Raw genomic sequence first — 26,094 nt, forward strand, 5'->3', positions numbered from 1 at the left:
GAGATTAAGCGGCCAACCCATGCCGGGTTGGGCATGTGGTTTTAGAGGGCTGAGGCATGTCGAGAGTCTGTCAAGTTACCGGTAAGGGTCCGGTAACCGGGAATAACATTTCCCACGCGAACAACAAAACCCGTCGTCGTTTCCTGCCAAACCTGCAGCATCACCGCTTCTGGGTTGAAGAAGAGAAACGCTTTGTACGTCTGCGCGTATCTGCCAAAGGCATGCGCATCATCGACAAGCGTGGCATCACGGTCGTTCTGGCCGAAATCCGCCGCGCTGGCGCTAAGGTTTAAGGGAGAGAATCATGCGTGAATTGATCCGTTTGGTGTCGACCGCTAACACCGGCCACTTCTACACCACCGACAAGAACAAGCGCACTACTCCGGATAAAATCGAAATTAAAAAATTCGATCCGGTTGCTCGCAAGCACGTGATCTACAAAGAAGCCAAAATCAAGTAATTGATTTTCGCCTCTTACGAAAAAGCCCGCAGTGATGCGGGCTTTTTTGTGGGCGAGATGTTCGTGTTGCGATGGCGCCGTCTGGGTCAACGCACTATCGCGACACGCCTGCGCCCGCAGTCAAAGCTCGCTTCATGCCTTCTGTTCGAACACCACGTAAATCTTGCGGCACGCCTCCAGCACTTCCCAGGTGCCCTTGAATCCGGCCGGAATCACAAAGCGGTCGCCAGCGCGCAGAGTCTTCGCACCTCCGGCTTCGTCACGCAGCACCGAAACGCCCTGAACGATTTCGCAGTATTCGTGTTCGGTGTAGTTGACCGTCCACTGTCCGATTTCACCTTCCCAGACGCCCGCATTCATCTGCCCGCACGGGCTGTTGTAATGGTTGTAGATCGTTTGTCCAGGGTCACCTTTCAGGATCTTCTCGGGGGCGGGCTGGAAACGCTCAGCTCGCGTGGTGGCTTCGCTGAAATCGACGATGCTTTCGATGCTCATGTCCCATGGCTCCTGGATAAACGATGCGAGATTTCGTTAGAGGGGTAGCGGCGCGGAGAGTGCCGACACTGGTTTTTCGCGCTGTTGAATAAAATGCACGATCTCGCGCCGTTTTACCCGTTTTTGTCCAATATATTGGAAATTAGCGGTGTGCTGGTTTAGGGTGACGAATGCCTTTGGCCGAGTCCGTCGTGCTTCGGACGGCGTTCTGTCGCAGTCGTCACGTGCGCCAGGGCGGGCCCCATTTCATAAGAGGAGGACATTTCATGACCACCCTGACTCATGCTGACTGGGAAAAACGCGCTCAGGATTTGAAGATCGAAGGTCGCGCTTTCATCAACGGTGAATACACTGCCGCCGCTTCCGGCGCCACGTTCGACTGCATCAGCCCGGTCGATGGCCGCTTCCTCGCCCATGTTGCCAGCTGCGATGCCGCCGATGCGCAACGCGCCGTCGAAAACGCTCGCGCTACCTTCAACTCAGGCGTCTGGTCGCGTCTGGCGCCCGTCAAGCGCAAGGCGGCGATGATTCGCTTCGCCGCGTTGATCAGAGAAAATATCGAAGAACTGGCGCTGCTTGAAACCCTCGACATGGGCAAGCCAATCAGTGATTCCTACGGCATCGACATCCCGGGCTCCGCGCAAGCGTTGAGCTGGAGCGGTGAAGCCATCGACAAACTGTATGACGAAGTCGCTGCGACCCCACACGACCAACTGGGTCTCGTGACCCGCGAGCCGATTGGCGTCGTCGCGGCCATCGTGCCCTGGAACTTCCCGCTGCTGATGGCTTCCTGGAAGCTGGGCCCGGCGCTGTCCAGCGGCAATTCCGTGATTCTCAAACCGTCGGAAAAATCCCCGTTGACAGCCATCCGCGTCGCTCAATTGGCCATCGAGGCCGGTATCCCGGCAGGCGTGCTGAACGTTTTGCCAGGTTACGGCCACACCGTTGGCAAGGCCCTGGCGCTGCACATGGACGTCGACACCGCCGTGTTCACCGGCTCCACCAAAATCGCCAAGCAGCTGCTGGTCTACGCGGGCGAATCGAACATGAAACGCGTCTGGCTGGAAGCGGGCGGCAAGAGCCCGAATATCGTCTTTGCCGATGCGCCGGATCTGCAAGCGGCTGCCGAGTCCGCCGCCAGTGCCATCGCCTTCAACCAGGGCGAAGTGTGCACGGCCGGTTCGCGTCTGTTGGTCGAGCGCTCGATCAAGGACACATTTCTGCCAATGGTGATCGAGGCACTGAAGGCCTGGAAGCCCGGCAACCCGCTGGATCCGGCTACCAATGTGGGCGCGCTGGTCGACACGCAGCAGATGAATACGGTGCTGTCCTACATCGAGGCCGGTCACAGCGATGGCGCCAAGCTGGTCGTGGGCGGCAAGCGAATTCTGCAGGAAACCGGCGGCACGTATGTCGAGCCGACGATTTTCGACGGTGTGACCAACGCCATGAAAATCGCTCAGGAAGAGATTTTCGGCCCGGTGCTTTCGGTGCTGACGTTCGATACCGCTGAAGAAGCGGTGCAGATTGCCAACGATACGCCGTACGGCCTGGCGGCTGCGGTCTGGACGGCGGATCTGTCCAAGGCGCATCTGACGGCGAAGGCTCTGCGCGCCGGCAGCGTGTGGGTCAACCAGTATGACGGCGGTGACATGACTGCGCCGTTCGGCGGCTTCAAGCAGTCGGGCAACGGTCGCGACAAGTCGCTGCACGCGTTCGACAAGTACACCGAGCTGAAAGCGACCTGGATCAAGTTGTAAGTCCGCAGGTCATCGCCCGGTTGTAGCCCGGTCAGGCCCAGGAACTCGATTCAAGCACTTCAGCTACATCAGACAGCCGGGTTCTCGAAGAGCCCGGCTGTTTCGTCTCAAGCCTTTGAGCCACAGGAGCGTGGTAATGCGTTGGGGTACCTATTTCGCCGTGCTGGCGTCGGTCTTGAGCGTCGGCCTGGCGCTGGGCGTCAGCATGCCGCTGGTCTCGCTGCGACTGGAAGCCTGGGGCTACGGCGCGTTCCCCATCGGCGTCATGGCGGCGATGCCGGCAATCGGCGTGCTGCTGGGTGCAAGCCTCGCCAGTCGGCTGGCCTCGATGCTCGGCACCGCAAACCTGATGCGCTTGTGCTTGTGGGGCGGTTCCGTTTCGGTCGGTTTGCTCGCGTTGCTGCCCGATTACTGGATCTGGCTGGTCCTGCGGCTGATGCTGGGCGTGATTCTGACGATGGTGTTCATTCTCGGAGAGAGCTGGATCAATCAACTGGTCATCGAGCGTCTGCGCGGCAAGCTGGTTGCGCTTTACGGCAGCAGCTACGCACTCAGTCAGCTGGGCGGCCCTTTGCTGCTGGGCATGGTCGGTACCGAGGCCGATTACGGCTTTTGGGTGGGTACCGCGTTACTGGCGATTTCGCCGTTTCTCCTGCTGGGCAGATCCGGCGCGCCGAGCGCGGAGGCCAGCCACGTCTCGCTTCGGGATTTGGGCGGGTTCTGTCGCGGGCTTCCGGCAATCGCGTGGGCAATCGCGCTGTTTGCAGGGTTTGAAGCGATGATTCTCACGCTACTTCCGGTGTATTGCCTGCAGCAGGGTTTCACGCCGGAAATTGCGCTGGCGATGGTCAGTACGGTTGTGGTGGGTGACGCGCTATTACAGCTGCCGATCGGCGCGCTGGCAGACAGAATGTCCAGACGTCGCCTGTTCTCGGGCTGCGCTCTGTTGCTGATGTTGTCGAGCCTGGCCATTCCGCTGCTGGTCGACACGATCCTGATCTGGCCGTTGTGGGTGCTGTTCGGTGCCAGTGCGGGCGGGCTGTTTACCTTGTCGTTGATCCTCATCGGGGAGCGTTACCGCGACGATGCGCTGGTTCGCGCCAATGCCCACGTCGCTCAGCTGTGGGGCATCGGATGTCTGCTGGGGCCGCTGGCAGCAGGGGCGGGAAGCCAGTGGGTGAGCGGTCAGGCGCTGCCGCTTTTGATGGCGGCCGGTGCCTTTGGCCTGGTGTTATTGTCGCGTCGTGAGCGCGCGTTCGGTGCGCAGCCCGTGGCCGCCTAGAGCATTCTCTCCAGACCCACCGCGCTGCTGAACCAGGCGTTCAAGCGTCGCCACCAGTCGCCCGGCTCTTTGTACAGCGTGTGTATCTTGCCGTTGTCCTCGGTCACCCAGACGACTCTGTCATTCTCCAGTCGCGCCTGATAGCTGATGGCCGGCGCCATACCCTGCAAGGCCAGCTCGCGCAGGTATTCGGTCAATTCCGGACTGTCCACCAGCACCCCCACTTCGGTGTTCCAGAGCACCGAGCGGGGGTCGAAGTTGAATGAGCCAACGAAGGTTTTCTGGCGATCAAAGATCATCGCCTTGCTGTGCAGGCTCGATTCGGAGCCACCCTTGAGCGTCCGGGTGCGCAGGAATGCCGGGCCGCTGCCTCGATTGCTTGGGTCACCCGGCTGACGCCGCAGCTCGAACAACTTCACGCCGTGCTCGAGCAGCGCCTTGCGATAAGGCGCATAACCCCCATGCACCGCAGGCACGTCCGTGGCCTCCAGAGAGTTGGTCAACAAGCTCACCGACACGCCCTTGTCGGACAGGCCGGTCAGGTAAGTGAGACCTTGCTGGCCCGGCACGAAGTACGCCGAAATCATCATCAATTCCTGGTGCACGTTCAGCAGATCAGGGCTCAGTTGGGTGGTCAGCAGCAGATGCGGGTCCGGCTCACCGCGCGACAGCACTTTCGTGGGCGCGTCCCACAGCGCCTGGTTGTGCGCCCAGATCAGCTCGTTGAGCCAGGTTTTCATGCGCGGCTGGGTCTTGTAGGCCATCAGTCGCTCGTACAAATCCTTCTTTTCTACATGCGCATCGTTGAGCGAGTGGGTCAGCCGCTGGCGGGCTTCGGCCAAGTCTTTGGCGTCCGGCGTCCAGTACATGAAGTCATCGATGGGCTTGCTCAGCGTGCTGTTCCAGTACTGATCGAAGCTGTGGCTCAATTGCTCGGCAACCGGGCCAACGCTGAGCATGTCGATGTCGGTGAAGTTCAGATTCGGCTCGGCGTCGAAATACTCGTCGCCCAGATTCCGCCCGCCGACGATGGCCACTGCGCTGTCTGCCAGCCAAAGCTTGTTGTGCATGCGTCGATGCTGTTGCGACAGATTGAACAGCCGCCCCAGGCTGCGCGTCGCGCCAGTGCTGCGACCCAGATTGAGGGGATTGAACAGGCGGATCTGAATGTTCGGGTGTGCAGCGAGGGTGGCGATGACCTCATCCAGGCCGTCACTGGTGGTGTCGTCCAGCAGAATGCGCACGCGAACGCCGCGATCGGCGGCCTGCAGCAATTCATCGATCAGCGCGCGGGTGCTGAGCCCGTCATGCACGATGTAGTACTGCAAATCGAGGCTGGTTTTGGCATTGCGAATCAGTTCGGCCCGGGCCATGAACGCTTCGGTGCTGTTGGGCAGCAGGCGAAAACCCGAACGGCCTTCGTGTGGCGCCGCCTGGGCCATGATCGAGCGGCCGAACGACGATTGCGCAGAGGGCAGCGCCTGGCTCGGTTTGTCTGCAACGGGCGCATGCGCGCAGCCGCCAACGCAAAGGGCAAATGCCAGAAGGAAGGGCAGCGCCCATTTATTCGTCAACGCAGTCATCCGGAAGTCAAACCATGGCGATATGACCGCACATTCTGCAAAAGGTTATGTCAGGCGGAATCGGTGTGTGCCAGCAGTTGTTTTGCCGCTGCGCCGACTTTGCGAACCGCGTCTTCGATTCGGGCTGTCGGCTTGGCTGCAAAGTTCATGCGCAGGCAGTTCCGGTATTTGCCTGACGCGGAAAAGATGCTGCCGACCGCGATCTGGACTCCCTGACCTTGCAAGGCGCGGTTGAGCTTCAGCGAGTCGAAATTTTCCGGCAGTTCGACCCAGAGCATGAAGCCGCCCTGTGGCCGGCTGACTCGAGTGCCTTCGGGAAAATAGCGCGTCACCCAATCGGTCATGACGTCCCGGCTGCGCTGATATTGCCCGCGCATGCGGCGCATGTGCGGCTCGTAATGCCCGGCTTGAAGAAACTCCGCGATCGCGAGCTGCGGTTGAGTCGCGGTGGAGCCGGTGCTGATGTATTTCATGTGCAGCACGCGATCCAGATAACGGCCCGGCGCTACCCAGCCGACGCGCAGGCCGGGCGCCAGGGTTTTCGAAAACGAGCTGCACAGCAGGACGCGGCCGTCTTCGTCGAAGGATTTGATCGTGCGCGGGCGCGGATAGGTGTAGGCCATGTCGCCATACACGTCGTCTTCGATGATTGCCACATCAAAGCGCTGCGCCAGGGTCAGCAACGCACGCTTGCGCTCCTCCGGCATGATGTAGCCCAGCGGGTTATTGCAGTTGGGCGTCAGCTGTATGGCTTTGATGGGCCACTGTTCGAGTGCCAGCTCCAGCGCGTCCAGGCTGATGCCGGTAATGGGGTCTGTCGGGATTTCCAAGGCTTTCATGCCAAAGCCCTTGAGCGCTTGCATGGCGCCATGAAAGCTCGGGGAATCCACTGCCACGATATCGCCCGGCTGGCAGATAGAACGGATGCTCACGGCGAGCGCTTCTTGAGCGCCGGTCGTGATGACCAAATCTTCGGGGTCGATGTTGGTGCCTGAGTCCAGCAGCAGCCTAGCGATCTGTTCGCGCAGGCATTGAGTGCCATGAATGTTGTCGTAATACAGGCCCGGCATGTCCATACGGCGGCTGATCTTGCCCAGCGCCTGAGTCAGGGGACGCAACGTCGGGCTGGTGATATCTGGCATGCCGCGCGCCAGTTGCACGACGTCAGGGCTGGGAATGGCTTCGGCCAGTTCGAGCACTTGTTCCCATTGCGAGATATCCACAGGGCGCTGCGCGGGACGTCCGACAGCGGGCAGCGCCGGGGTCGTGCGTCCGGCTGGCACGAAGTATCCCGATTTCGGACGGGGCGACGCCAGGCCGTTGTCTTCCAGTAACCGATACGCCTGCTGCACGGTGCTCAGGCTGACGCCGTGTTCAAGGCTCAGGGCGCGAACCGAGGGCAGTCGATCGCCCGGCCGGTAAAAGCCGTTCTCGATACGGGTGCCCAGCAGTTCGGCGAGATTAACGTAAAGGGTCATGGCGTACTCCAAGGTTTCAGTCTGGCGGCTGACCAATACAGATAGGGCGAAAATACAGCATTCAGGCGTCGATGTGCGGAATCTGTATGCAAAAAATTAGAATTCTTTGGATCTGTAATGGTTTTCGATACAGACGCATCATGGAATCACACGAAACCCATGATAAGGTGTCTGGAAATGAGCGGTATCAGCGATGTCCGGTTAAGTCTGTATGCAGGAGAACTTCAACGCAGTCAGGAAGACGTTGTCAGGACCAACGCCCCGCGCGGGCTGGGACTCTGGGGGTTGTACCAACACCGCTGCAGCACCCGGCGGGCGTTGCTGAACCTGAGCGCCGAGCAGCTCAAAGACATTGGTCTGAGCTACGAGCAGGCGCGCCAGGAAGGGCTCAAGCCGTTCTGGAGGGAGTAATGCCAACCGAATTTTTCAGGATGAATCGCAGTTCTTGTGACAGCGAATGCGCTTGCGAACGACTGGTCGCCAAGGTGCAAATCCATGCCCGACGCTGTTTCGTAAAGGCGTTCGCTCTCCCGGATGAACCGGAATTACAGCAGTTCTTTCATCCGGTGCCACAGCATTCCCAGGGCCAATAACGGCGAGCGCAGATGCTTGCCGCCGGGGAACGTCATGTGCGGGACTTTGGCGAACAGGTCGAAGCCGCCGCTGTGCTGGCCGCTGATGGCTTCACCCAGCAGCTTACCCGCCAGATGCGTGGCATTCAGCCCATGTCCGGAATACGCCTGAGCGAAATACACATTCGGATGACGCTGCAGTCGCCCGATCTGCGGCAGGCGATTAGCGCCAATACCGATCATTCCGCCCCATTGATAATCGATCTTCACATCCTTGAGCTGCGGGAACACGTTCAGCATCTTGGGCCGCATGTACGCGCCGATGTCCTGCGGGTCGCGCCCGGAATAGTGACAGGCCCCGCCGAACAGCAGCCGCCGGTCCGCTGAGAGGCGGAAATAATCCACCGCCACTCGCTGGTCGCACATCGCAGTATTGCGCGGGATCAGTTGCCGGGCGAGCTCTTCTCCAAGCGGCTCGGTGGCGATGACGTAACTGCCGGCGGGCAAGACCTTCCCGCTCAAATCGGGATCAAGCTCGTTGAGATACGCGTTGCATCCCAGCACCAGCGTCTGCGCCCTGACCAGACCTTGTGCCGTGTGAACCCTCACCTGCGCGCCATACTCCAGGCGCGTCACAGCTGAGTGCTCGAACAGCTGCACCCCCAGAGACTGCGCAACGGCGGCTTCGCCAATGGCCAGGTTCAATGGATGTAGATGCCCCGAGCCCATGTCCAGCATTGCGCCTGCATAGTTGGTCGAGCCGATGACGCTGCCAAGCTGTGTGGCGTCGATCAGTTCCAGCTCATGCCGATACCCCAGGCCTCGCAGTTCCTGGGCATCTTCGGCAAACCCGTCGAATTCTTTGGGCTTGTTCGCAAGGTCGCAGTAACCCCATGTCAGATCGCAGTCGATCTGGTGCCGGGCGACACGCTGACGAACGATTTCCACCGCTTCAAGCCCCATCAGCTTGAGTTCGCGAACCCCTTCGCTGCCGATCACGTTCTGTAAGCGCTCGACATGGTGGCCGACGCCGCGGATCAACTGCCCACCGTTGCGTCCGCTGGCGCCCCAACCGATGGTGCGCGCCTCAAGCAACACGACGCTCAGCCCCCGCTCGGCCAACTCGATGGCGGTGTTCAAGCCCGAAAACCCGCCGCCCACCACGCACACATCGGCGATGACTTCGCCCAGAAGCACCGGATAGGCAGGTTGAGTGTGACTGCTGGCGGCGTAGTAGGACGCTACGTGGCTGGATGAGCCGGGCTGCGGAGGCCGAGCATTCATGTTGGATATCCCGAGAGCACTGTTTGGAAAATTTTACGGAGGGTAGCCGCGCTGCGCTGCAGGGGCAAGGAACGCCGGCGACTGTCGAGCTGGGCGACAGTGGGGCACAATGGCGGCTCCAGCACAGGGAAAAATCACGCAATGGGCTGCAACAGCCAGAAAATCCGCGATCTGCGGCGACAGATTCCATCGTTCGAATGCGTGCCGGGCTGCCACGATTGCTGTGGTCCGGTGACCACGTCGTCCGAAGAAATGGCTCGACTGCCACGTAAGACAGCGGCCGAGCAGGACGCCGCGCTTGAGGCGTTGAACTGCGTTCACCTGGGGCCCGACGGATGCACGGTCTACGAAGAGCGACCGCTGATCTGCCGTCTGTTCGGAACCACTGAGCGCCTGCCATGCCCCAACGGGCGCCGCCCGGAAACGCTGATCCATCCGCGGGTCGAGAAACAGGTGCATGAATTCATCGCATCGACGCGGCAGGTCCTGGTTTGACGCAATGAAGGCGGAGCAGCCCTGTCTGTGGGCGCGAGCCTATCCTGTTGTGCGCAGGGTCCGTCACTCCGGGATTGGCAGGCTCAGGCTCTCTTTCACTTCTTCCATCACGATGTAGCTCTTCGATTCACGCACGTGCGGCAGTTTCAGCAGGATGTCGCCCAGCAATTTGCGGTATGAAGCCATCTCCGAAATACGAGCTTTCACCAGATAGTCGAAATCTCCCGAAACCAGGTGGCATTCCAGCACGTGCGGGAGCTTCAGGACTGCCCGGCGGAATTCCTCAAAGGTGTCGCCCGATTTGTAATCCAGACTGATCTCGACGAAGACCAACAGGCTAGCCTTCAGGTTCTGCGGATTGAGCCGGGCGTTGTAGCCCATGATGATGCCCTCACGCTCCAGCCTGCGGACGCGTTCAGTGCATGGCGTCGTGGACAGACCCACACGCTCGCCCAGCTCGGTAAAAGAGATTCTGCCGTCGCTTTGCAGGATGCGCAGGATGTTGCGGTCGATCTTGTCGAGTTCACGCTTTGATTGATGCTGAGTGCGCATCGAAATACCTCCTCTGCCAAAACGATGGTTGCCGGGACTTAAATCCGAATATAGGCGTTTATATAGTGAAAAGCACTGCTCGATGCTTTTTATACTGCGCACATCCTTGCTTTAAATATCAAAACGTCAGCGGATATCCGCGATGAGGGAATCAACATGCGCGTTCTGGTCCTTGGAAGTGGCGTAATCGGTACCACCAGTGCTTATTATCTGGCTCGTGCAGGCTTCGAAGTGACTGTCGTGGACCGTCAGCCAGCCGCAGCCATGGAAACCAGCTTTGCCAACGCCGGCCAGGTTTCGCCGGGTTATGCGTCGCCCTGGGCTGCCCCGGGTGTCCCCCTCAAGGCAATCAAGTGGTTACTGCAACGCCACGCGCCGCTGGCGATCAAGGCGACTGCCGATATCGATCAGTACCTGTGGATGGCGCAAATGCTGCGTAACTGCACGCAGAATCGCTACGCGGTGAACAAGGAGCGGATGGTGCGTCTGTCCGAGTACAGCCGCGATTGCCTCGACGAGTTGCGTGCCGAGACCGGCATCGCATACGAGGGGCGTACGCTGGGCACGACTCAGCTGTTCCGCACGCAGGAGCAACTGGACAACGCGGCCAAAGACATCGCCGTGCTGCAGCAGGCGGGCGTGCCTTACGAAGTGCTCGACCGCGCTGGTATCGCGCGCGTCGAACCCGCTCTGGCCAATGTCAGCAATATTCTCGCCGGCGCCTTGCGTCTGCCCAATGATCAGACCGGCGATTGCCAGCTGTTCACCACTCGCCTGGCCGAAATGTGCGTGAATCTGGGCGTCGAGTTCCGGTTCGGGCAATCCATCGAGTCGATCGATTTTGCCGGCGACCGCATCAACGGCGTGCGCATCGACGGCAAGCTGGAAACGGCCGATCGTTACGTGCTCGCCCTCGGCAGCTACTCGCCGCAATTGCTCAAGCCGCTGGGGATCAAAGCGCCGGTTTACCCGCTCAAGGGTTATTCGCTCACCGTGCCGATCACCCGGCCTGAGATGGCGCCGACCTCCACCATTCTTGATGAGACGTACAAAGTCGCGATCACCCGTTTCGACAACCGCATTCGCGTAGGCGGCATGGCGGAAATCGCGGGCTTCGATCTGTCGCTTAATCCTCGCCGGCGCGAAACGCTGGAGATGATCGTCAACGACCTCTATCCTCAGGGCGGTGACTTGGCTCAGGCCAGTTTCTGGACCGGCTTGCGGCCGACCACGCCGGACGGCACGCCGATTGTGGGTGCCACGCCCTATCGCAACCTGTTCCTCAATACCGGGCACGGTACGCTTGGCTGGACGATGGCCTGCGGCTCGGGCCGATTGCTGGCCGACCTGATCGCCCGCAAGAAACCTCAGATCAGCGCCGAAGGCCTTGATATTTCTCGTTACGGCAATTCCAGGGAGATCGCAAAACATGTCAATCCTGCGCCAGCTCACCAATGAGCGCATGAGTCAGCTCGTTGTCCACAACGGCACCGTTTACGTTGCCGGGCAAGTGGCTAACGACCTGAATGCGGGAATCGAGCAACAGACCCGCGAGGTGCTGGGCAATATCGAGCGCCTGCTGGATCTTGCGGGTACCGACAAGAGCCGGCTGTTGTCGGTGACGATCTACCTGAATGACATCGGCACGCAATTCGCCGCCATGAACGGCATCTGGGACACGTGGTTGCCGAAGGGTTTCGCGCCTGCCCGCGCCACCGTCGAGGCGAAGATGGCCGCACCGAATGTCTTGGTCGAAATGTCGGTCATCGCTGCACTGCCTTGAATCGCTGACCCAACATCGTCCCTGTGGGTACCAGCTTGCTTGCGAAGGCGTGCTGAGAGACGACGCAGATGTGTTGTCTTCCTCGCCGCATTCGTGAGCAATCTCGCTCCCGCAGGTTCTCAACTTCCTTCACAGAACCTCACCGCCATGCGTCCAGCTCGCGCCCTCATCGATCTCTCCGCCCTGCGCCACAACTACCAACTCGCCCGCGAAACCACAGGCGCAAAAGCGCTCGCCGTGATCAAGGCCGACGCTTACGGGCATGGGGCGGTGCGTGTGGCGCAGGCTCTGGAATCCGAAGCGGACGGTTTCGCCGTGGCGTGTATCGAAGAGGCGCTGGAGTTGCGTCAAGCGGGCATCAACGCGCCGGTTCTGCTGCTGGAAGGCTTTTTCGACGCCGATGAACTGGCACTGATCGTCGAGCATGACTTCTGGTGCGTGGTGCATTCGCTGTGGCAGCTTGAAGCCATCGAAAAAACTGCGGTCGGCAAGCCGCTGAACATCTGGCTGAAGATGGATTCGGGGATGCATCGCGTCGGTATTCATCCTGACGACTATCAAGCCGCGTATCAGCGCCTTCTGGCGAGTGGCAAGGCTTCGAAGGTCGTGCTGATGACTCACTTCGCCCGTGCCGACGAACTGGACAGCGTGCGGACTGAAGAGCAAGTGGCGATTTTTCAGGCAGCCCGCGGAGCATTGGCAGCTGAAGTCAGCCTGCGCAATTCGCCGGGCGTCATGGGCTGGCCCAACGTACCGAGTGACTGGGTTCGTCCGGGCATCATGCTGTACGGCACAACGCCCTTCGATCAGCCGCAGGCGGTTGCGGATCGACTTCAACCTGTCATGACGCTGGAATCCCGTGTCATTTGCGTGCGCGATCTGCCAGCCGGCGAGCCGGTGGGTTACGGCGGTGCGTTCGTTGCCGAGCGCACTATGCGCATCGGCGTTGTGGCCTTGGGTTATGCCGACGGCTATCCCCGTCAGGCACCGACCGGAACGCCGGTGATGATTGACGGACATTGCAGCCAGTTGCTGGGTCGAGTGTCGATGGACATGTTGTGCGTCGACCTGACCGACGTACCGGGTGCAGGCCTGGGCAGTCGCGTCGAACTGTGGGGCAAGAACGTGCTGGCGAGCGATGTCGCAGCCCGCGCCGGCACCATCCCCTATCAGATATTCTGCAATCTGAAACGCGTGCCGAGGCTCTATTCCGGGGCTTGACCACGCGCGAGGAGGCTGACTGTCGTTCACCCTCCGTGGCCCATGGCGGCCGCTAGTCCCTTTGCTGATCGGGTAAGGGGCTCAAGTGTTGTAAATACTGAACGCTGTTGCGATGATGGCGACCACTTGACCCCACTCGATCATCAGGAGGACTCCAGCATTGGACGTCGGTGAACGACTGCAATCCATTCGTAAACTCAAAGGTCTGTCCCAGCGTGAACTCGCCAAACGAGCGGGCGTGACCAACAGCACCATTTCAATGATCGAGAAGAACAGCGTCAGTCCCTCGATCAGCTCGCTGCGCAAGGTGCTGGGCGGCATACCGATGTCCATGGTGGAGTTCTTTTCCGAAGAGCTCGAGCCAGAAAATCCGACCCAAGTGGTCTACAAAGCCAGCGAACTGATCGATATCTCCGACGGCGCTGTCACCATGAAACTGGTGGGCAAATCCCATCCGGGCCGCGCCATTGCGTTTCTATCCGAGGTCTATCCGCCGGGCGCCGACACCGGCGACGAGATGCTCGTGCACGAAGGCGAGGAGACCGGGATTCTGGTGGAGGGCCGACTCGAATTGGTGGTGGGCCTCGATACCTATGTGCTCGAGGCGGGCGACAGCTACTATTTCGAGAGCACCCGACCGCACCGCTTCCGCAACCCGTTCGACGTCCCGGCGCGTCTGATCAGCGCCGCCACGCCCGCGAATTTCTGACCCGCATCACTCCGCATGCCCTGGCCTCAAGGCAGGGCAGGGCATGCGAGCCTCTGGTTGCGGCGCCGATAACCCTGCTGGTTTGAGGGACGTTGAGGCCGCCGGGCGACCCGCTATACTTTCGCAACCTGCCGATACCGTGGCCGCGGGCGCTGTATAGCCACCATGAGGGTGAGAGCGTGAACATAACTAATAAGATCCTGGCTGTCGTGGCACTCCTTTCGTTCTGGGCGTTCGCGGTCCAGGCCGCCACCCGTGATGACCTCGCCAAACGTCTCGAACCTGTCGGACAAGTCTGTGTTCAAGGCAAGGAATGTCCGGGCATGGATGTCGCCGCGACCGCGGGCGGCGGTGGCGCAAAAAGTCCGGACGATGTCATCGGCAAACACTGCAACGCCTGTCATGGCACCGGTCTGCTGGGCTCGCCGAAAATCGGCGACAACGCGGAGTGGGACAAGCGCGCCAAGGAGCAGGGCGGGCTGGACGGGCTGCTTGCCAAAGCCATCACCGGCATCAACGCCATGCCGCCTAAAGGCACTTGCGCCGATTGTTCGGATGACGAACTCAAGGGTGCGATCAAGAAGATGTCCGGGCTATAGCACGCCGGGAGCATTGCCAGAAACGAGGCTTCATGTTCAGAAAATCACTGCTGCTGTCGGGACTTTCGTTGTTGATGTTCACAGGCTTTGCCAGCGCGACCATGCGTTGCGGGACAGCGCTGGTCAGCCTGGGAGACACGGCGAGCGTTGTGCGTGAGAAGTGCGGGGCGCCTGATCGCAGCGAGGACCAGAATCCGGTTGCCCGAGTCAACGGAGTGCCCAAGCTCAATGCCGTAAAGGTCAGTCTTTGGGTCTACGGGCCGCGCAATGGCGCCTCTCAACATCTGAAATTCATCGAAGACAAGCTGGTGGCGATTGATACCCGCCGGGATTGATGCTGCAGATGTTCGAAGACTGTACTGCGGCGCAGGGTAAAAAATTACGCCTGCGCAGGTCACCCGGAATCAAATCGGCTTTCCTCCCTGACGGTTTGCAGCAAATCCCGTCGATGCCCGGTCCAAGCACCATCGAATAACAAACCAGGAGAGGCCGGATGCCGCATTCCTGCTCGATCGAGCAAGCCGTCGATCATGTACTGGCCGAGTTGCCCTCGCACATTCGCATGGGCATGCCGCTGGGGCTGGGCAAGCCCAATCGCTTTGCCAATGCGCTTTACGCGCGCATCAAAACGCTTCCCGAGCGGCAACTCACGATCTATACGGCGTTGTGTCTGGGTCGCCCGGATGCGGGCGATGGCTTGCAGGGCCGGTTTCTGGAGCCTTTTCTGGAGCGGGTGTTTGGCGACTACCCCGAACTCGACTTTCTGGCCGATCTGCGCAAGGACAACCTCCCTTCCAACGTCCAGGTCGAGCAGTTTTTCATGCAGCCCGGCAGCCTGCTCAACAGCACGTCGGCGCAGCAGGACTATGTCAGCAGCAACTACAGCCACGCGGCCCGAGACATCAATGCCAGCGGTCTGAATCTCGTCGCGCAACTGGTGGCCGCCGACCCGACAGGTCCGGGGACCCTTAGCCTGAGCTGTAATCCGGACATCACCCTCGACCTGCTGCCGATGCTGGAAAAGCGTCGAGCAACAGGCGAGAGCATTTTGCTGCTGGGTCACGTTCACGCCGATTTGCCTTATATCCCGGGTGATTCGGAGGTTGATATCGACACCTTCGACCTGCTGATTGAGCACGAAGAACGCAGCACGCTGTTCTCAACGCCGAATATGCCCGTTGGTTTTCAGGACCATTTCATCGGTTTGTACGCCAGTACGCTGGTGCGCGATGGCGGCACCTTGCAGATTGGCATCGGTTCGATGGGCGATGCGTTGACCGCCGCGTTGCTGGCACGTCAGGCAGACAACGAAACCTACCGCGCATGCCTCGCCGAGCTGGACGGCATTTCCACGTGGCGGCCGCTGATTGAAGCGCAGGGCGGGGTAATGCCATTCGCCACCGGCCTTTACGGCTGTAGCGAGATGCTGGTGAACGGGCTGTTGGTACTGCTCGACGCCGGGATCATTCGGCGCAAGGTTTACCCGGATGTCGCGCTGCAGCAACTGGCAGACAGCGGTGTGCTGGACGAATCGGCGCATCCGGAGGGCGTGCTGATCCACGGCGGATTCTTCCTGGGGCCGCGCAGTTTCTATGAGCGATTGCGTGAGCTGCCCAGCGCGCAGTTGGCGCAGATCAACATGACGGCCATCAGTTACATCAATGAGCTGTATGGCGATGAAGCGCTCAAGCGTGCGCAGCGTCGCGATGCACGGTTCATCAACAGCGCCTTCACGGTCACGCTGCTGGGCGCGGCGGTGTCGGATCAACTGGCGGATGGGCGAGTGGTCAGCGGCGTCGGCGGACAGTACAACTTCGTCGCTCAGGCCCACGCGCTGGAAGGTGCGCGGTCGGTGCTGATCCTGCGCAGCTGGCGCGAATCTGCCGGGGAAGTCAGTTCGAACATCGTGTGGGATTACGCGCACACCACCATCCCTCGGCATCTGCGCGACATCGTCGTCACCGAGTACGGCATTGCCGACCTACGCGGGAAAACCGACGCAGCGGTCATTGAGGCGCTGCTCAATGTCAGCGATTCACGCTTTCAGCCCGGCCTGATCGATCAGGCGCAGAAGGCTGGCAAGTTACCGAAGGGTTTCCGTCTCGACCCGCTCTTTACGCAGAACACCCCGGAGCGTCTGAAAGATATTCGTGGCCGGTTTGCCTCGCTGTTCATCGAATACCCGCTAGGCACAGACTTCACGCCCGAGGAGCGTGATTTGCTGCGGGCTTTGAACTGGATCAAAAGCAAATTCAAGCTCACTGAAATCATCGAACTGGGTAAAGCGACGCTCGAAGCGCCCGAGGGTGAGGCGTTTCCCGAGCACTTGCAGCGCATGGGGCTGGATCGGCCACAGGGCTTGCGCGAGGAGCTGTACCAGCGCCTGTTGCTGGCAGGGTTGCAGGCCACTCACGTCTGAATTTTCCCCACCCTAGGAGCGACCGGCGTGGCGGTCCTCCTTGCCCGCGAATGCGATATGTCAGTCAACGTGGCTGTGACAGACATGCAATCATCGCGGGAGGCGCGTTCTTACCGATGTGGGTGATCAGGACAGGGTCTTGATGATCAGCAAGACCGCCGCGCAGAACCCGCTGATCGCAAACAACTGCTGTAGCCGAGGGCCTGCCAGAAAGCCCGCCAGCTGCCGTCCAGCCAGCAATCCAGCCACTGCACCTGCGGCGAAGGGCAGGCCGACGGTCCAGTGCATTACGCCGCTGACGCTGGCGGTCACGACACTGGCTGTGGAAACCAGCGCGATTACGGTCAGCGATGTGGCGACGATGCTTTTGACGTCCAGATCGGTGTAACGGGTCAATGCCGGGACAATGACAAACCCGCCGCCGACGCCCAGCAATCCGGATAACACGCCGGAACACACGCCCGTGATTGCCAGTGAGCGGGCACAAGGCAGCGTCCAGCGCAGTCGACCTTCAAGCGGGTTCAGCACACAAGGCAGGAAATCCGCGCGTTCCGGCGGCTTTCCGTGACGCAGTTCGTGAGCGGCCTTGCGATAAATGCGGCCGCACGCGTACGTCAATATCAGCGCGAATCCCAGCGCCAGCGGCGCATTCGGCACCTGATGAGCGAGCCACAGCCCCAGAGGTGCAAAACAAATACCGATCATCGCGATGAACAGCGCGGCTCGATAACGCACGATGCCTTGTCGCAGGCCGAGCAGCGCGCCAACTGCCGCGGCCAGCCCCACCGCCAACAGTCCCACCGGGGCGGCTTCGACCATCGACAAGTGCAAGGCAAACACCAGCAGCGGGACCGCAAGAATACCGCCGCCTGCGCCGGTCAGCGCCAATATCGCTCCGATGATCGTGCCGAGGCCGGCTCCGATCAGTTCGTGTTCATCCATAGTTGAGAGAGACTTTCAGGTGAGCAATGACAAGGTTTCGTGGGAGTAAGCAATCTCACTCCCACAGCTTCAATCGTACTGCACGTCATTGATTCACAACGCGTTGATCGGAATCTTCAGATAGCGCACGCCGTTGTCCTCGGCTTCCGGCAAATGACCTGCACGCATGTTGATCTGCACCGAAGGCAAGATCAGCACCGGCATCTCAAGGGTGGCGTCGCGTTTTTCGCGCATTTCGACGAACGCATCTTCATCGATGCCTTCGCGGATATGGATGTTGCTGGCGCGTTGCTCGGCGACGGTCGTCATGTACATCAGCTCCCGGCCGTTTGGCAGGTAGTCGTGACACATGTACAGCCGTGTCTGCGGCGGCAGGCTGAGTATCCGGCCGATCGAGCGATACAGCGTGCGAGCGTCAGCGCCCGGGAAGTCGCAGCGGGCGGTGCCGTAGTCCGGCATGAACAGCGTGTCGCCAACGAACGCGACGCTTTCATCTTCGGTCTCGATGAGGTACGTCATGCATGCCGGCGTGTGACCGGGCGTGTGCATCGCCTTGCCCCGAAGCGTACCGATGCCGAACGATGCGTCGTCTTCCAGCAGTTGATCGAACTGGCTGCCGTCGCGTGCGAACTCACCCTTTGCGTTGAACAGCGTGCCGAAGACCTTCTGCACGCGGGTGATATGGCTGCCGATGGCGATGCTGCCGCCGAGCTGTTCCTTCAGGTAAGCAGCAGCGGAGATGTGGTCGGCATGAACGTGGGTTTCGAGTATCCACTCCACTTCAAGCGCCAGTTCACGCACGCGAGCGATGAGCTTGTCTGCAGACTCCGTGCGGGTATGGCCGGATTTCGGATCGTAATCCAGCACGCTGTCGATCAGCGCGGCTTTGCCTGTCGAGCGGTCGATGACCAGGTAGCTGATGGTCGAGGTCTGCGGGTCGAAGAAGGCTTCAACGCTCAGTTTTTCGCCGATGTTCATAAGCTATCTCCAGTTCTACTTGGTACACAGGACCTGAGGGAACGAGCGTACTCACGAAGGGGCCGTTACGTTCACAGATGCATCAGCGTCCGAAGGCCAGCTTTCGTGAGCAACTTCACTCACACTGGGTGTGAGGCGCTGTACGAGCGCGGGTATCATTCGACGAAGGTGACCACTCCACCGTTCAACGATTTCACCCGTGCGAGCGATTCCACACGATAGCCCTGCGAATCCAGCTCGGCACGGCCGCCCTGGAATGACTTCTCGATCACGATGCCCAATCCGGCGACCGTTGCACCCGCTTGTTTGATGATTGAAATGAGCGCCTGCGACGCTTTTCCGTTGGCCAGAAAGTCATCGATGATCAACACGCGATCACTGCTGTTCAGGTGACGGGTGCTGATCGCGATGGTGCTTTCAGTCTGTTTGGTGAACGAGTACACCGTTGCCGAAAACAGGTTTTCGGTGAGCGTCAGCGACTGATGCTTGCGCGCGAAGATCACCGGAATGCCGAGCTTCAGACCGGTCATTACCGCTGGCGCGATGCCGGAGGCTTCGATGGTGACGATCTTGGTGATCCCTGAGTCTGCGAACAACGTGGCGAACTCGTCACCGATCTGCTGCATCAGGACCGGATCGATCTGATGGTTGAGAAACGCGTCGACCTTCAATACCTGGTCGGAAAGTACGATGCCTTCCTCGCGAATTTTCTTGTGCAGTGCTTCCACGTGGGTGGTCCTCAGGGCGCAAATGCGCGAAATAAAAATTTGAACGGTGGTTTTGGGTCTGTCAAAGCTTAGCGTTTGAGCATGGCCCGTATATCCGCCAGCGCAGTGTTGCCGCGTACGGCTTTCACTTCGGTCGGCGTGTCGTCGTTGCCTTCCCAGGCGAGGTCATCCGGCGGTAACTCATCGAGAAAACGGCTCGGCAGGCAGTCGATGATTTCCCCGTACTGCTTGCGTTTGGCAGCGAACGTGAACGCCAGCGTCTGACGGGCGCGGGTGATGCCCACGTAGGCGAGACGGCGTTCTTCTTCAATGGTGTCCGCCTCGATGCTGGAGCGGTGCGGCAGGATTTCTTCTTCCATGCCCATGATGAACACGTAGGGAAATTCCAGGCCCTTGGACGCGTGCAAGGTCATCATTTGCACACCTTCGGCGCCATCTTCCTCTTCCTGCTGACGTTCGAGCATGTCGCGCAGGACCAGTTTGCCGATCGCCTCTTCGATGGTCATGCCACCTTCTTCGTCTTTCTCCAGCGTGTTTTTCAACGCTTCGATCAGGAACCACACGTTACCCATGCGGTAATCGGCGGCCTTGTCGCTGGAGCTGTTCTGACGAATCCAGTTTTCGTAGTCGATGTCCATGACCATGCTGCGCAGCGCCGCAATCGGATCCTGGGTCGCGCATTGCTGACGCACACCGTCCATCCAGTGTTTGAAGCGCTTGAGACGGTCGGTGAAGCGGCCGTCAAGGTGTTCGCCCAGGCCGATTTCGTCCGTGGCGGCGTACATCGACACCTTGCGCTCGGTGGCGTAGTTACCGAGTTTCTCCAGTGTCGTCGAGCCGATTTCCCGACGCGGGACGTTGATCACCCGAAGGAACGCGTTGTCGTCATCCGGATTGACCAGCAGGCGGAAGTAGGCCATCAGATCCTTCACTTCCTGACGCCCGAAGAAGCTGTTGCCGCCCGACAGACGATAGGGAATCTGGTGGTGCTGCAGCTTCAGCTCGATGAGCTTGGCCTGATAGTTACCGCGATACAGGATGGCGAAATCGCTGTATGGACGATCGGTGCGCAGGTGCAGACTGAGAATCTCGACCGCCACGCGCTCGGCTTCGGCGTCTTCGTTCTTGCAGCGGATCACGCGGATTTCATCGCCGTGGCCCATTTCGCTCCACAGCTGCTTCTCGAACGCGTGAGGGTTGTTGGAGATCAGCACGTTGGCGCAGCGCAGAATGCGGCTGGTCGAACGGTAGTTCTGCTCCAGCATCACCACTTTGAGCGACGGATAGTCGTCCTTGAGCAGCATGAGGTTTTCTGGCCGCGCACCACGCCATGCGTAGATCGACTGGTCGTCGTCGCCCACCACGGTGAACTGGCAACGTGTGCCAATGAGCATTTTCACCAGCAGATACTGGCTGGCGTTGGTGTCCTGGTATTCGTCCACCAGCAGGTAGCGGACCTTGTGCTGCCATTTTTCGAGGATGTCGGCGTGTTCCTGGAACAGCTTCACTGGCAGCAGGATCAGGTCGTTGAAGTCCACCGCGTTGTACGCCTTGAGCGTGCGCTGGTAGTGGGTGTAGACGATGGCGGCGGTCTGCTCCTTGGGGTTGCGCGAGTTGGCCAGGGCTTCTGCGGGCAGGATCAGGTCGTTTTTCCAGGAATCGATCATGTTCTTGATCTCGTCGACGCCGTCGTCGCCCGAGTATTCCTTCTGCATGATGTCGGTCATCAGCGCCTTGACGTCAGTTTCGTCGAAAATCGAGAAACCGGGCTTGTAGCCCAGGCGTGCGTGCTCCTTGCGGATGATGTTCAGACCCAGGTTGTGGAACGTCGACACTGTCAGGCCGCGCCCTTCGCCTGCGCGCAGCAGGGTGCCGACCCGCTCTTTCATTTCTCGCGCCGCCTTGTTGGTAAAGGTCATGGCCACGATGTATTGCGCGCGAATGCCGCAGTTCTGGATCAGGTGAGCAATCTTGCGCGTGATCACGCTGGTCTTGCCGGAGCCTGCACCGGCGAGCACCAGAAGAGGGCCGCCGACGTAGTTCACGGCTTCTTGTTGCCGGGGATTGAGTCGGGACATGAGGAAAAATGGGATCGCTTTTAAAAAGGGCGGGCATTTTAACAGGGTCGGCGGATTGTGCAGCGACCGTCCGACACTGTGATGCGTCACGCTATCTATATTTCGCCGTTTTGTTACATTTGCGCATCGCGCGATTCATACTCGCGTTTGACGACCCTCGTTTGAGGGCTCGCCAATGTCTTTCGTTTGTGTGGGGAGCTAGCTTGTCTACGCCTGTCGAACCCTTGCGTTTGCTGCTTCTGGCGGAATCGCCCGAATGGCGGGCATTGCTGCGCGAGTGCATGGCGCCGCTTGGAGACGCCGCGATCCTTGACTGCGCGTCGAGCTGGGAAGCTATCGCCCATCCAGACGAGCCCCCTCAATCGCGCATTCTGCTCACCACCGTGGCATTGCAGCCGGCCGCTGGCCAATGCAACTGGCCGACAGTGTTGTTGCTCGATGATGAACCCGATCATGATCCCATCGGCGTCAGCGACTGGCTCGTGCGTGACACGCTCACGACCCAAAGCCTGCGGCGCTGCTTGCGCCATGTGCGCGAGCGCGGTGTACTCGAAAACACGCTCAATCGCCTCGCCGAGCAGGATCCGCTGACCGGCATCGCCAACCGGCAGGGCTTTCAAACGCTGCTCGCCGCGCGCCTGGCCGAGTTTAATGGCCGTGGCCTGGCGTTAGGGCATCTGGATCTGGATAACTTCCGCCGTGCAAACGATGCGCTGGGTCATCAGGCGGGCGATCGGCTGATTCTGCAGGTGGTTGCGCGTCTGAAAAGCCAGCTGGAAGCGTGCGATCAACTGGCCCGCCTGGGCAGTGATGAGTTCGCCCTTTTGATCGACACGCGACGCGCGTCAGGCCGGGCCGAATGTGTCGCCGAGCGCATCACTGAGGCATTGTCTGAGCCTTACTGGGTCGACGGAGAAAGCCTATTGATCGGCTGCAGCCTGGGCATCGCTCACGCCCGTGCCGATGGCGGCGCCGACCCGTTGATGTGGCACGCGCACATTGCGATGCAACAGGCCAAAGGGATTCAGGGCTGCACGTTTCATGTCTTCAATGAACGCATCAACCGCAACGCCCGCAGCCTCGCCGACCTGGAAAGCGAGTTGCGCAGAGCGCTGCGTCGCGACGAGCTGGAGCTGCATTATCAGCCGCGGCTGTGCCTGAAAACCGGGCATATTCTGGGGTTGGAGGCGCTGGTGCGCTGGCGTCACGCAGAGCGAGGTCTGCTGCCACCCAGCGAGTTCGTACCGCTGGCCGAGCAGAGCGGGCTGATCGTCCCGTTGGGATACTGGGTTATTTCGCGCGCGCTGCGCGACATGCAGACCCTGCGCGAGAAAGGCCTGCCGCCGCTGCACATGGCGATCAATCTGTCGTTCCGCCAGTTCCAGGACAACCAACTGCTGGCTACATTGAGCCGGCTGATAGCCGAACGCGGCATCGACGCGCAGTGGCTGGAGTTCGAGCTCACTGAAACGGCCGTCATGCGTCGCAGTGATCTGGTCAAACAGACCATGGACGCGTTGGGCAGACTGGGCGTGCGTTTCTCCCTCGATGATTTCGGCACCGGTTTCTCGTCGTTCGTCCACTTGAACAGCCTGCCGATCACGCTGTTGAAGATCGACAAAAGCTTCGTCGGAGAAATGGAGCAGCGCGAGGAAAACCGCAAGCTGGTGCACGCCATGATCAATCTGGCGCATAACCTCAGTCTGGAAGTTGTGGCCGAGGGCGTCGAAACACCGGAACAGCTGGCGCTGCTGCGCAGCTTCAACTGCGATCAGGCTCAGGGCTATCTGATCAGCCACCCGCTGGCGCTGCCGGAACTGCTCAACTACCTGATGTTCGATCAGGGCAAGGCGCGGTTGAGCCAAGGCTTGTAAGCCGCGCAGTTCGTGGGTCAGCCCATCACCACGACGCCCGTGGCCTCCTTGCGCAGTAATTGCGCGCTCTTGCGCTCGAACGCGTAGGTCAGCGCCACTGCCGAGCACAGCAGGCCCACCGCCAGACCCCACCACACGCCAACCGCGCCTTGCTGAGCGGGAAACCCGAGGCCCCACGCCAGCGGCGCGCCGACCATCCAGTAGCTCGCCAGCCCGATCAGGAAGGTAGTCTTCGCATCCTTGAAGCCCCGAATTGCGCCCATCGCGATGGTTTGTGTGCCGTCCAGAATCTCGAACCAGGCGGCAATCGCCAGCAGCTTGACCGCCAATTCCACAACGCCTTGATAGGTCGGGTCATTGATGTCCACGAACAGGCCGATGACGGCATGGGGCGCTACCCAGAAGAGCAGGCCGAACAGCAGCATCAGCAATCCGCCGAAGCCGATCCCCATGCGTCCCGCCGTGCGCGCGAGCAGCAGATTGCCCGCGCCATAATGCAGTCCGATGCGCATGGTGACCGCGTAAGAGATACCCACGGGCACCATGAATGCCATCGACACCGATTGCAGCGCGATCTGGTGGGCGGCCATCTGCGTGCTGCCCATGGCGCCCATACAAAACGCGGCGAAGGTGAAAAGCCCGACTTCTACCGCGTAGGTGCCGCCAATCGGCAGACCCAGCCGCCAAAGCTCTTTGAGGCAAGTACGCGAGAGATTCATCAGCCCTTTGTGGATCGGGTACGCGGCGTAAGCGTGGTGGTAGCGGATATGCAGGGCGAGCGCCAACGCCATACTGTTGGTGACAATGGCCGTGACCAGACCAATGCCCATCAGACCCCAGTGCGGCAGACCGAACAGGCCATGAATGAAGGCGTAGTTCAGGCCGAAGTTGACGGCGACGCCCACCAGACTGATGACCATGACTGGCGTGGCGCGTCCCAGAGCGCTGGTGAAACCCCGCAGCGCCATGAAGCTCAGCAGGCCCGGGAGTGCCAGCGGCAACGTGATCAGGAACTGGCTGGCCATGTGAACGTTCGCTTCGTCCTGACCGAAGTTGAGCAGGATCGGCTCCAGATTCCAGAGAATAAGTGCCGCGATCAGTGCCATCCCCCACGCCAGCCACAGCCCGGCTTGCGTCAGGCGGGTTGCCCCGGCGGCATCATTGGCGCCATGACGAATGGCCACGAGCGTGCCGACGGCTGCCATCACGCCTACGCAAAAGAACGAGACAAAGTTGTAGCTGGCTGCGCCCAGGCCGCCGCCGGCGAGCGAGTCCGGGCCAAGCTTGCCCATCATCACCGTGTCAGTGAAGACCATCAGCATGTGCGCCATCTGCGATGCAATCAGCGGCCCGGCCAGACGCAGGATGATCCACAGTTCTTTGAAAGCGTGCTGATGCATGTTTATGGCGCTCAGGGAGAAGGCGTTTTAGAGCAGCCCATTCTGGTGATTCGGGCGCCAATGCACAAAGGGATAAATACGATCATTGGCATGAGTAAAACTCATCCTGGAATTTTGCGATAAAGTCTTCGCCTGCCGAATCAGAAGGAGAGCCACATGTCCCGCAGTCTTCCTCCGCTCTATGCGCTGCGGGCCTTTGAAGCGGCCGCGCGACATGCATCCTTCACTCGCGCCGCTGAAGAGCTGTCGATCACGCAGAGCGCGGTCAGTCGGCATATCCGCACGCTGGAAGAACACTTTGCCTGCCGTTTGTTTCGTCGCAACGGGCGCAACCTTCAGTTGACGGAGGCCGCCCGGGAGTTGCTGCCGGGGATACGCGAAGGTTTCTCTGCGCTGGAGAGGGCCTGCAGCGCCTTGATGGCCGAGGAAGGCATTCTGCGCATGAAGGCGCCGTCGACGCTGACCATGCGTTGGCTGTTGGCGCGCCTGAGCCGGTTTCGTCACCTTCAGGTCGGCAATGAAGTGCAGCTGACCAGCGCCTGGATGGACATCGACAATGTCGATTTTACGCAGGAGCCGTTTGACTGTGCCGTGCTGCTCAGCCGAGGGCACTTTCCGCCGGACTGGGAGGCGACCTATCTGTTCCCGGAATTGCTGATCCCTGTGGGGGCGCCCAATTTGCTGGATGACAGCCCGTGGGATGTCCAGCGTCTGGCGAGCGCCGAGCTGCTGCATCCCACGCCAGACCGTCGCGACTGGCGCAGCTGGCTTGAGCGCATGGGGTTGTCCGATCAGATCTCGCTCAAGGGCGGTCAGGTTTTCGACACGCTGGAGCTGGGCATGATCGCTGCGGCGCGAGGCTACGGCGTGTCCATGGGCGATCTGTTGATGGTCGCAGAGGACGTGCTACAGGGTCGCCTCAGCCTGCCTTGGCGAACGGCGGTTGTCAGCGGCGAGAATTACTACCTCGTCTGGCCAAAAACCCGGCCCGGCGGCGAGCGTCTGCGTCGGTTGAGCGACTTTTTGCAGGGCGAAGTGCAGGCGATGGAGCTGCCGCAGGTCACGATTCTGCAGTGATGGCCAATGGATGGCTAAAGCGCTGTAAAATACGGTTACACCTTTTATCCTAAGACCACACGTAGGACTCAAGTATTTCTATCGTCAGCCGAATGTGTAATTGCAGACCCGATTGTTCTGATCGGTTCATCGATTTCATCTATCAGAAAAGATCCGAATGGTGTTCCTGAGATCAGGATGATCCGGTCCTTCGGAAAGGAGCTTCCATGCCACAGCCTCGCGCCCGAATTGCCTCGCAACTGGGTATCGCCCTGGCCGTAATCCTCGCCGTAGTCATCAGCGGCAGCACATTGTTTGCCTTGCGCTCACTGGATTCGGCGAACCT

25 protein-coding genes are annotated in these 26,094 nt (G+C 60.2%); 15 read left to right on the forward strand and 10 right to left on the reverse strand.

All coding sequences use genetic code 11. The features are described from left to right. Positions 1 to 56 precede the first annotated feature (56 nt). Both rpmB and rpmG read left to right on the forward strand, forming a co-directional pair. Positions 57 to 293, forward strand: coding sequence for a 50S ribosomal protein L28 (gene rpmB / locus QRN36_RS04075; protein WP_037016669.1), 237 nt, complete (start codon positions 57 to 59; stop codon positions 291 to 293). An 11-nt stretch (positions 294 to 304) separates the two neighbouring features. Further along, positions 305 to 460 carry a 50S ribosomal protein L33 gene (rpmG, locus tag QRN36_RS04080; protein WP_062379766.1) on the forward strand — a complete coding sequence of 52 codons (156 nt, stop codon included), beginning with the start codon at positions 305 to 307 and terminating at the stop codon, positions 458 to 460. A 132-nt stretch (positions 461 to 592) separates the two neighbouring features. Here rpmG and QRN36_RS04085 read toward each other — a convergent pair whose 3' ends face one another. After that, positions 593 to 955 carry a cupin domain-containing protein gene (locus QRN36_RS04085; RefSeq protein WP_285422911.1) on the reverse strand — a complete coding sequence of 121 codons (363 nt, stop codon included), beginning with the start codon at positions 953 to 955 and terminating at the stop codon, positions 593 to 595. A 266-nt stretch (positions 956 to 1,221) separates the two neighbouring features. On the opposite strand from QRN36_RS04085, the gene QRN36_RS04090 reads away from it, so the two are divergent. After that, on the forward strand, positions 1,222 to 2,715 hold the full coding sequence (locus QRN36_RS04090; protein WP_285422912.1) for an aldehyde dehydrogenase: 1,494 nt from the start codon (positions 1,222 to 1,224) through the stop codon (positions 2,713 to 2,715). Positions 2,716 to 2,851: 136 nt separating this feature from the next. Continuing rightward, on the forward strand, positions 2,852 to 3,997 hold the full coding sequence (locus QRN36_RS04095; RefSeq protein ID WP_285422913.1) for an MFS transporter: 1,146 nt from the start codon (positions 2,852 to 2,854) through the stop codon (positions 3,995 to 3,997). On the opposite strand, the gene QRN36_RS04100 is transcribed toward QRN36_RS04095, so the two are convergent. Continuing rightward, complete coding sequence (locus QRN36_RS04100; protein ID WP_285422948.1) at positions 3,994 to 5,571, reverse strand: phospholipase D family protein; 1,578 nt, start codon at positions 5,569 to 5,571, stop codon at positions 3,994 to 3,996. The genes QRN36_RS04095 and QRN36_RS04100 overlap by 4 nt on opposite strands. Positions 5,572 to 5,630: 59 nt before the next feature. Then, a complete protein-coding gene (locus QRN36_RS04105; RefSeq protein WP_285422914.1) occupies positions 5,631 to 7,058 on the reverse strand; it encodes a PLP-dependent aminotransferase family protein in 1,428 nt (475 codons plus the stop codon). A gap of 177 nt (positions 7,059 to 7,235) precedes the next feature. On the opposite strand from QRN36_RS04105, the gene QRN36_RS04110 reads away from it, so the two are divergent. Further along, a complete protein-coding gene (locus tag QRN36_RS04110; RefSeq protein ID WP_285422915.1) occupies positions 7,236 to 7,469 on the forward strand; it encodes a DUF1127 domain-containing protein in 234 nt (77 codons plus the stop codon). Between the two features lie 134 nt (positions 7,470 to 7,603). Here the strand turns inward: QRN36_RS04110 and QRN36_RS04115 are convergent, their stop codons facing one another. Further along, entirely contained in the window at positions 7,604 to 8,914 is a 1,311-nt protein-coding gene (locus tag QRN36_RS04115; RefSeq protein ID WP_285422916.1) for an FAD-dependent oxidoreductase, read from the reverse strand. A 141-nt stretch (positions 8,915 to 9,055) separates the two neighbouring features. On the opposite strand from QRN36_RS04115, the gene QRN36_RS04120 reads away from it, so the two are divergent. Continuing rightward, a complete protein-coding gene (locus tag QRN36_RS04120) occupies positions 9,056 to 9,409 on the forward strand; it encodes a YkgJ family cysteine cluster protein (RefSeq protein ID WP_285422917.1) in 354 nt (117 codons plus the stop codon). A 63-nt stretch (positions 9,410 to 9,472) separates the two neighbouring features. On the opposite strand, the gene dadR is transcribed toward QRN36_RS04120, so the two are convergent. Beyond that, entirely contained in the window at positions 9,473 to 9,961 is a 489-nt protein-coding gene (dadR, locus tag QRN36_RS04125) for a transcriptional regulator DadR (RefSeq protein ID WP_093466232.1), read from the reverse strand. Between the two features lie 156 nt (positions 9,962 to 10,117). Between dadR and dadA the strand changes: the two genes are divergently transcribed. The 7 genes from dadA to QRN36_RS04160 all read left to right on the forward strand — a co-directional run bounded on the left by dadA (position 10,118) and on the right by QRN36_RS04160 (position 16,692). Next, entirely contained in the window at positions 10,118 to 11,419 is a 1,302-nt protein-coding gene (gene dadA, locus QRN36_RS04130) for a D-amino acid dehydrogenase (RefSeq protein WP_285422918.1), read from the forward strand. Beyond that, on the forward strand, positions 11,391 to 11,744 hold the full coding sequence (locus QRN36_RS04135) for a RidA family protein (protein ID WP_285422919.1): 354 nt from the start codon (positions 11,391 to 11,393) through the stop codon (positions 11,742 to 11,744). Before dadA ends, QRN36_RS04135 begins: the two co-directional genes overlap by 29 nt. A 147-nt stretch (positions 11,745 to 11,891) precedes the next feature. Next, a complete protein-coding gene (gene alr, locus QRN36_RS04140; RefSeq protein WP_285422920.1) occupies positions 11,892 to 12,965 on the forward strand; it encodes an alanine racemase in 1,074 nt (357 codons plus the stop codon). Between the two features lie 160 nt (positions 12,966 to 13,125). Next, on the forward strand, positions 13,126 to 13,674 hold the full coding sequence (locus QRN36_RS04145; RefSeq protein ID WP_093466220.1) for a cupin domain-containing protein: 549 nt from the start codon (positions 13,126 to 13,128) through the stop codon (positions 13,672 to 13,674). Between the two features lie 179 nt (positions 13,675 to 13,853). Beyond that, positions 13,854 to 14,273 carry a c-type cytochrome gene (locus QRN36_RS04150; RefSeq protein WP_285422921.1) on the forward strand — a complete coding sequence of 140 codons (420 nt, stop codon included), beginning with the start codon at positions 13,854 to 13,856 and terminating at the stop codon, positions 14,271 to 14,273. Between the two features lie 32 nt (positions 14,274 to 14,305). Further along, the gene (locus tag QRN36_RS04155; protein ID WP_285422922.1) at positions 14,306 to 14,608 is read left to right on the forward strand and encodes a DUF2845 domain-containing protein; all 303 of its coding nucleotides are present in this window, start codon (positions 14,306 to 14,308) and stop codon (positions 14,606 to 14,608) included. Between the two features lie 158 nt (positions 14,609 to 14,766). Next, entirely contained in the window at positions 14,767 to 16,692 is a 1,926-nt protein-coding gene (locus QRN36_RS04160; protein ID WP_285422923.1) for an acetyl-CoA hydrolase/transferase C-terminal domain-containing protein, read from the forward strand. A gap of 126 nt (positions 16,693 to 16,818) precedes the next feature. Here the strand turns inward: QRN36_RS04160 and QRN36_RS04165 are convergent, their stop codons facing one another. The 4 genes from QRN36_RS04165 to rep all read right to left on the reverse strand — a co-directional run bounded on the left by QRN36_RS04165 (position 16,819) and on the right by rep (position 21,418). After that, positions 16,819 to 17,634 (reverse strand): sulfite exporter TauE/SafE family protein, encoded by an 816-nt coding sequence (locus QRN36_RS04165; protein ID WP_285422924.1) that lies wholly within the window; start codon positions 17,632 to 17,634, stop codon positions 16,819 to 16,821. 93 nt (positions 17,635 to 17,727) lie between these two features. Beyond that, a complete protein-coding gene (locus QRN36_RS04170) occupies positions 17,728 to 18,612 on the reverse strand; it encodes an MBL fold metallo-hydrolase (RefSeq protein ID WP_285422925.1) in 885 nt (294 codons plus the stop codon). Positions 18,613 to 18,767: 155 nt separating this feature from the next. Next, positions 18,768 to 19,340 carry a xanthine phosphoribosyltransferase gene (locus QRN36_RS04175; protein WP_093466202.1) on the reverse strand — a complete coding sequence of 191 codons (573 nt, stop codon included), beginning with the start codon at positions 19,338 to 19,340 and terminating at the stop codon, positions 18,768 to 18,770. Between the two features lie 68 nt (positions 19,341 to 19,408). Continuing rightward, positions 19,409 to 21,418 carry a DNA helicase Rep gene (gene rep / locus QRN36_RS04180; RefSeq protein ID WP_285422926.1) on the reverse strand — a complete coding sequence of 670 codons (2,010 nt, stop codon included), beginning with the start codon at positions 21,416 to 21,418 and terminating at the stop codon, positions 19,409 to 19,411. A gap of 203 nt (positions 21,419 to 21,621) precedes the next feature. Between rep and QRN36_RS04185 the strand changes: the two genes are divergently transcribed. Further along, positions 21,622 to 23,292, forward strand: a complete 1,671-nt coding sequence (locus tag QRN36_RS04185; RefSeq protein ID WP_285422927.1) for a bifunctional diguanylate cyclase/phosphodiesterase — start codon at positions 21,622 to 21,624, stop codon at positions 23,290 to 23,292. A gap of 17 nt (positions 23,293 to 23,309) precedes the next feature. Here QRN36_RS04185 and QRN36_RS04190 read toward each other — a convergent pair whose 3' ends face one another. Then, complete coding sequence (locus QRN36_RS04190) at positions 23,310 to 24,692, reverse strand: NorM family multidrug efflux MATE transporter (protein WP_285422928.1); 1,383 nt, start codon at positions 24,690 to 24,692, stop codon at positions 23,310 to 23,312. Between the two features lie 156 nt (positions 24,693 to 24,848). Here QRN36_RS04190 and QRN36_RS04195 point away from each other — a divergent pair, with 156 nt between their 5' ends. Beyond that, complete coding sequence (locus QRN36_RS04195; protein WP_093466190.1) at positions 24,849 to 25,769, forward strand: LysR substrate-binding domain-containing protein; 921 nt, start codon at positions 24,849 to 24,851, stop codon at positions 25,767 to 25,769. Positions 25,770 to 26,094: the final 325 nt, after the last annotated feature.

This window comes from Pseudomonas sp. efr-133-TYG-103a, assembly GCF_030209235.1.
In the GTDB taxonomy this organism is placed as follows: domain Bacteria; phylum Pseudomonadota; class Gammaproteobacteria; order Pseudomonadales; family Pseudomonadaceae; genus Aquipseudomonas.

Coding starts and splice junctions, on each gene's coding strand:
- rpmB (WP_037016669.1), top strand. CDS start 57: ATGTCGAGAGTCTGTCAAGTTACCGGTAAGGGTCCGGTAACCGGGAAT.
- rpmG (WP_062379766.1), top strand. CDS start 305: ATGCGTGAATTGATCCGTTTGGTGTCGACCGCTAACACCGGCCACTTC.
- QRN36_RS04085 (WP_285422911.1), bottom strand. CDS start 955: ATGAGCATCGAAAGCATCGTCGATTTCAGCGAAGCCACCACGCGAGCT.
- QRN36_RS04090 (WP_285422912.1), top strand. CDS start 1,222: ATGACCACCCTGACTCATGCTGACTGGGAAAAACGCGCTCAGGATTTG.
- QRN36_RS04095 (WP_285422913.1), top strand. CDS start 2,852: ATGCGTTGGGGTACCTATTTCGCCGTGCTGGCGTCGGTCTTGAGCGTC.
- QRN36_RS04105 (WP_285422914.1), bottom strand. CDS start 7,058: ATGACCCTTTACGTTAATCTCGCCGAACTGCTGGGCACCCGTATCGAG.
- QRN36_RS04110 (WP_285422915.1), top strand. CDS start 7,236: ATGAGCGGTATCAGCGATGTCCGGTTAAGTCTGTATGCAGGAGAACTT.
- QRN36_RS04115 (WP_285422916.1), bottom strand. CDS start 8,914: ATGAATGCTCGGCCTCCGCAGCCCGGCTCATCCAGCCACGTAGCGTCC.
- QRN36_RS04120 (WP_285422917.1), top strand. CDS start 9,056: ATGGGCTGCAACAGCCAGAAAATCCGCGATCTGCGGCGACAGATTCCA.
- dadR (WP_093466232.1), bottom strand. CDS start 9,961: ATGCGCACTCAGCATCAATCAAAGCGTGAACTCGACAAGATCGACCGC.
- dadA (WP_285422918.1), top strand. CDS start 10,118: ATGCGCGTTCTGGTCCTTGGAAGTGGCGTAATCGGTACCACCAGTGCT.
- QRN36_RS04135 (WP_285422919.1), top strand. CDS start 11,391: ATGTCAATCCTGCGCCAGCTCACCAATGAGCGCATGAGTCAGCTCGTT.
- alr (WP_285422920.1), top strand. CDS start 11,892: ATGCGTCCAGCTCGCGCCCTCATCGATCTCTCCGCCCTGCGCCACAAC.
- QRN36_RS04155 (WP_285422922.1), top strand. CDS start 14,306: ATGTTCAGAAAATCACTGCTGCTGTCGGGACTTTCGTTGTTGATGTTC.
- QRN36_RS04160 (WP_285422923.1), top strand. CDS start 14,767: ATGCCGCATTCCTGCTCGATCGAGCAAGCCGTCGATCATGTACTGGCC.
- QRN36_RS04165 (WP_285422924.1), bottom strand. CDS start 17,634: ATGGATGAACACGAACTGATCGGAGCCGGCCTCGGCACGATCATCGGA.
- QRN36_RS04170 (WP_285422925.1), bottom strand. CDS start 18,612: ATGAACATCGGCGAAAAACTGAGCGTTGAAGCCTTCTTCGACCCGCAG.
- rep (WP_285422926.1), bottom strand. CDS start 21,418: ATGTCCCGACTCAATCCCCGGCAACAAGAAGCCGTGAACTACGTCGGC.
- QRN36_RS04190 (WP_285422928.1), bottom strand. CDS start 24,692: ATGCATCAGCACGCTTTCAAAGAACTGTGGATCATCCTGCGTCTGGCC.
- QRN36_RS04195 (WP_093466190.1), top strand. CDS start 24,849: ATGTCCCGCAGTCTTCCTCCGCTCTATGCGCTGCGGGCCTTTGAAGCG.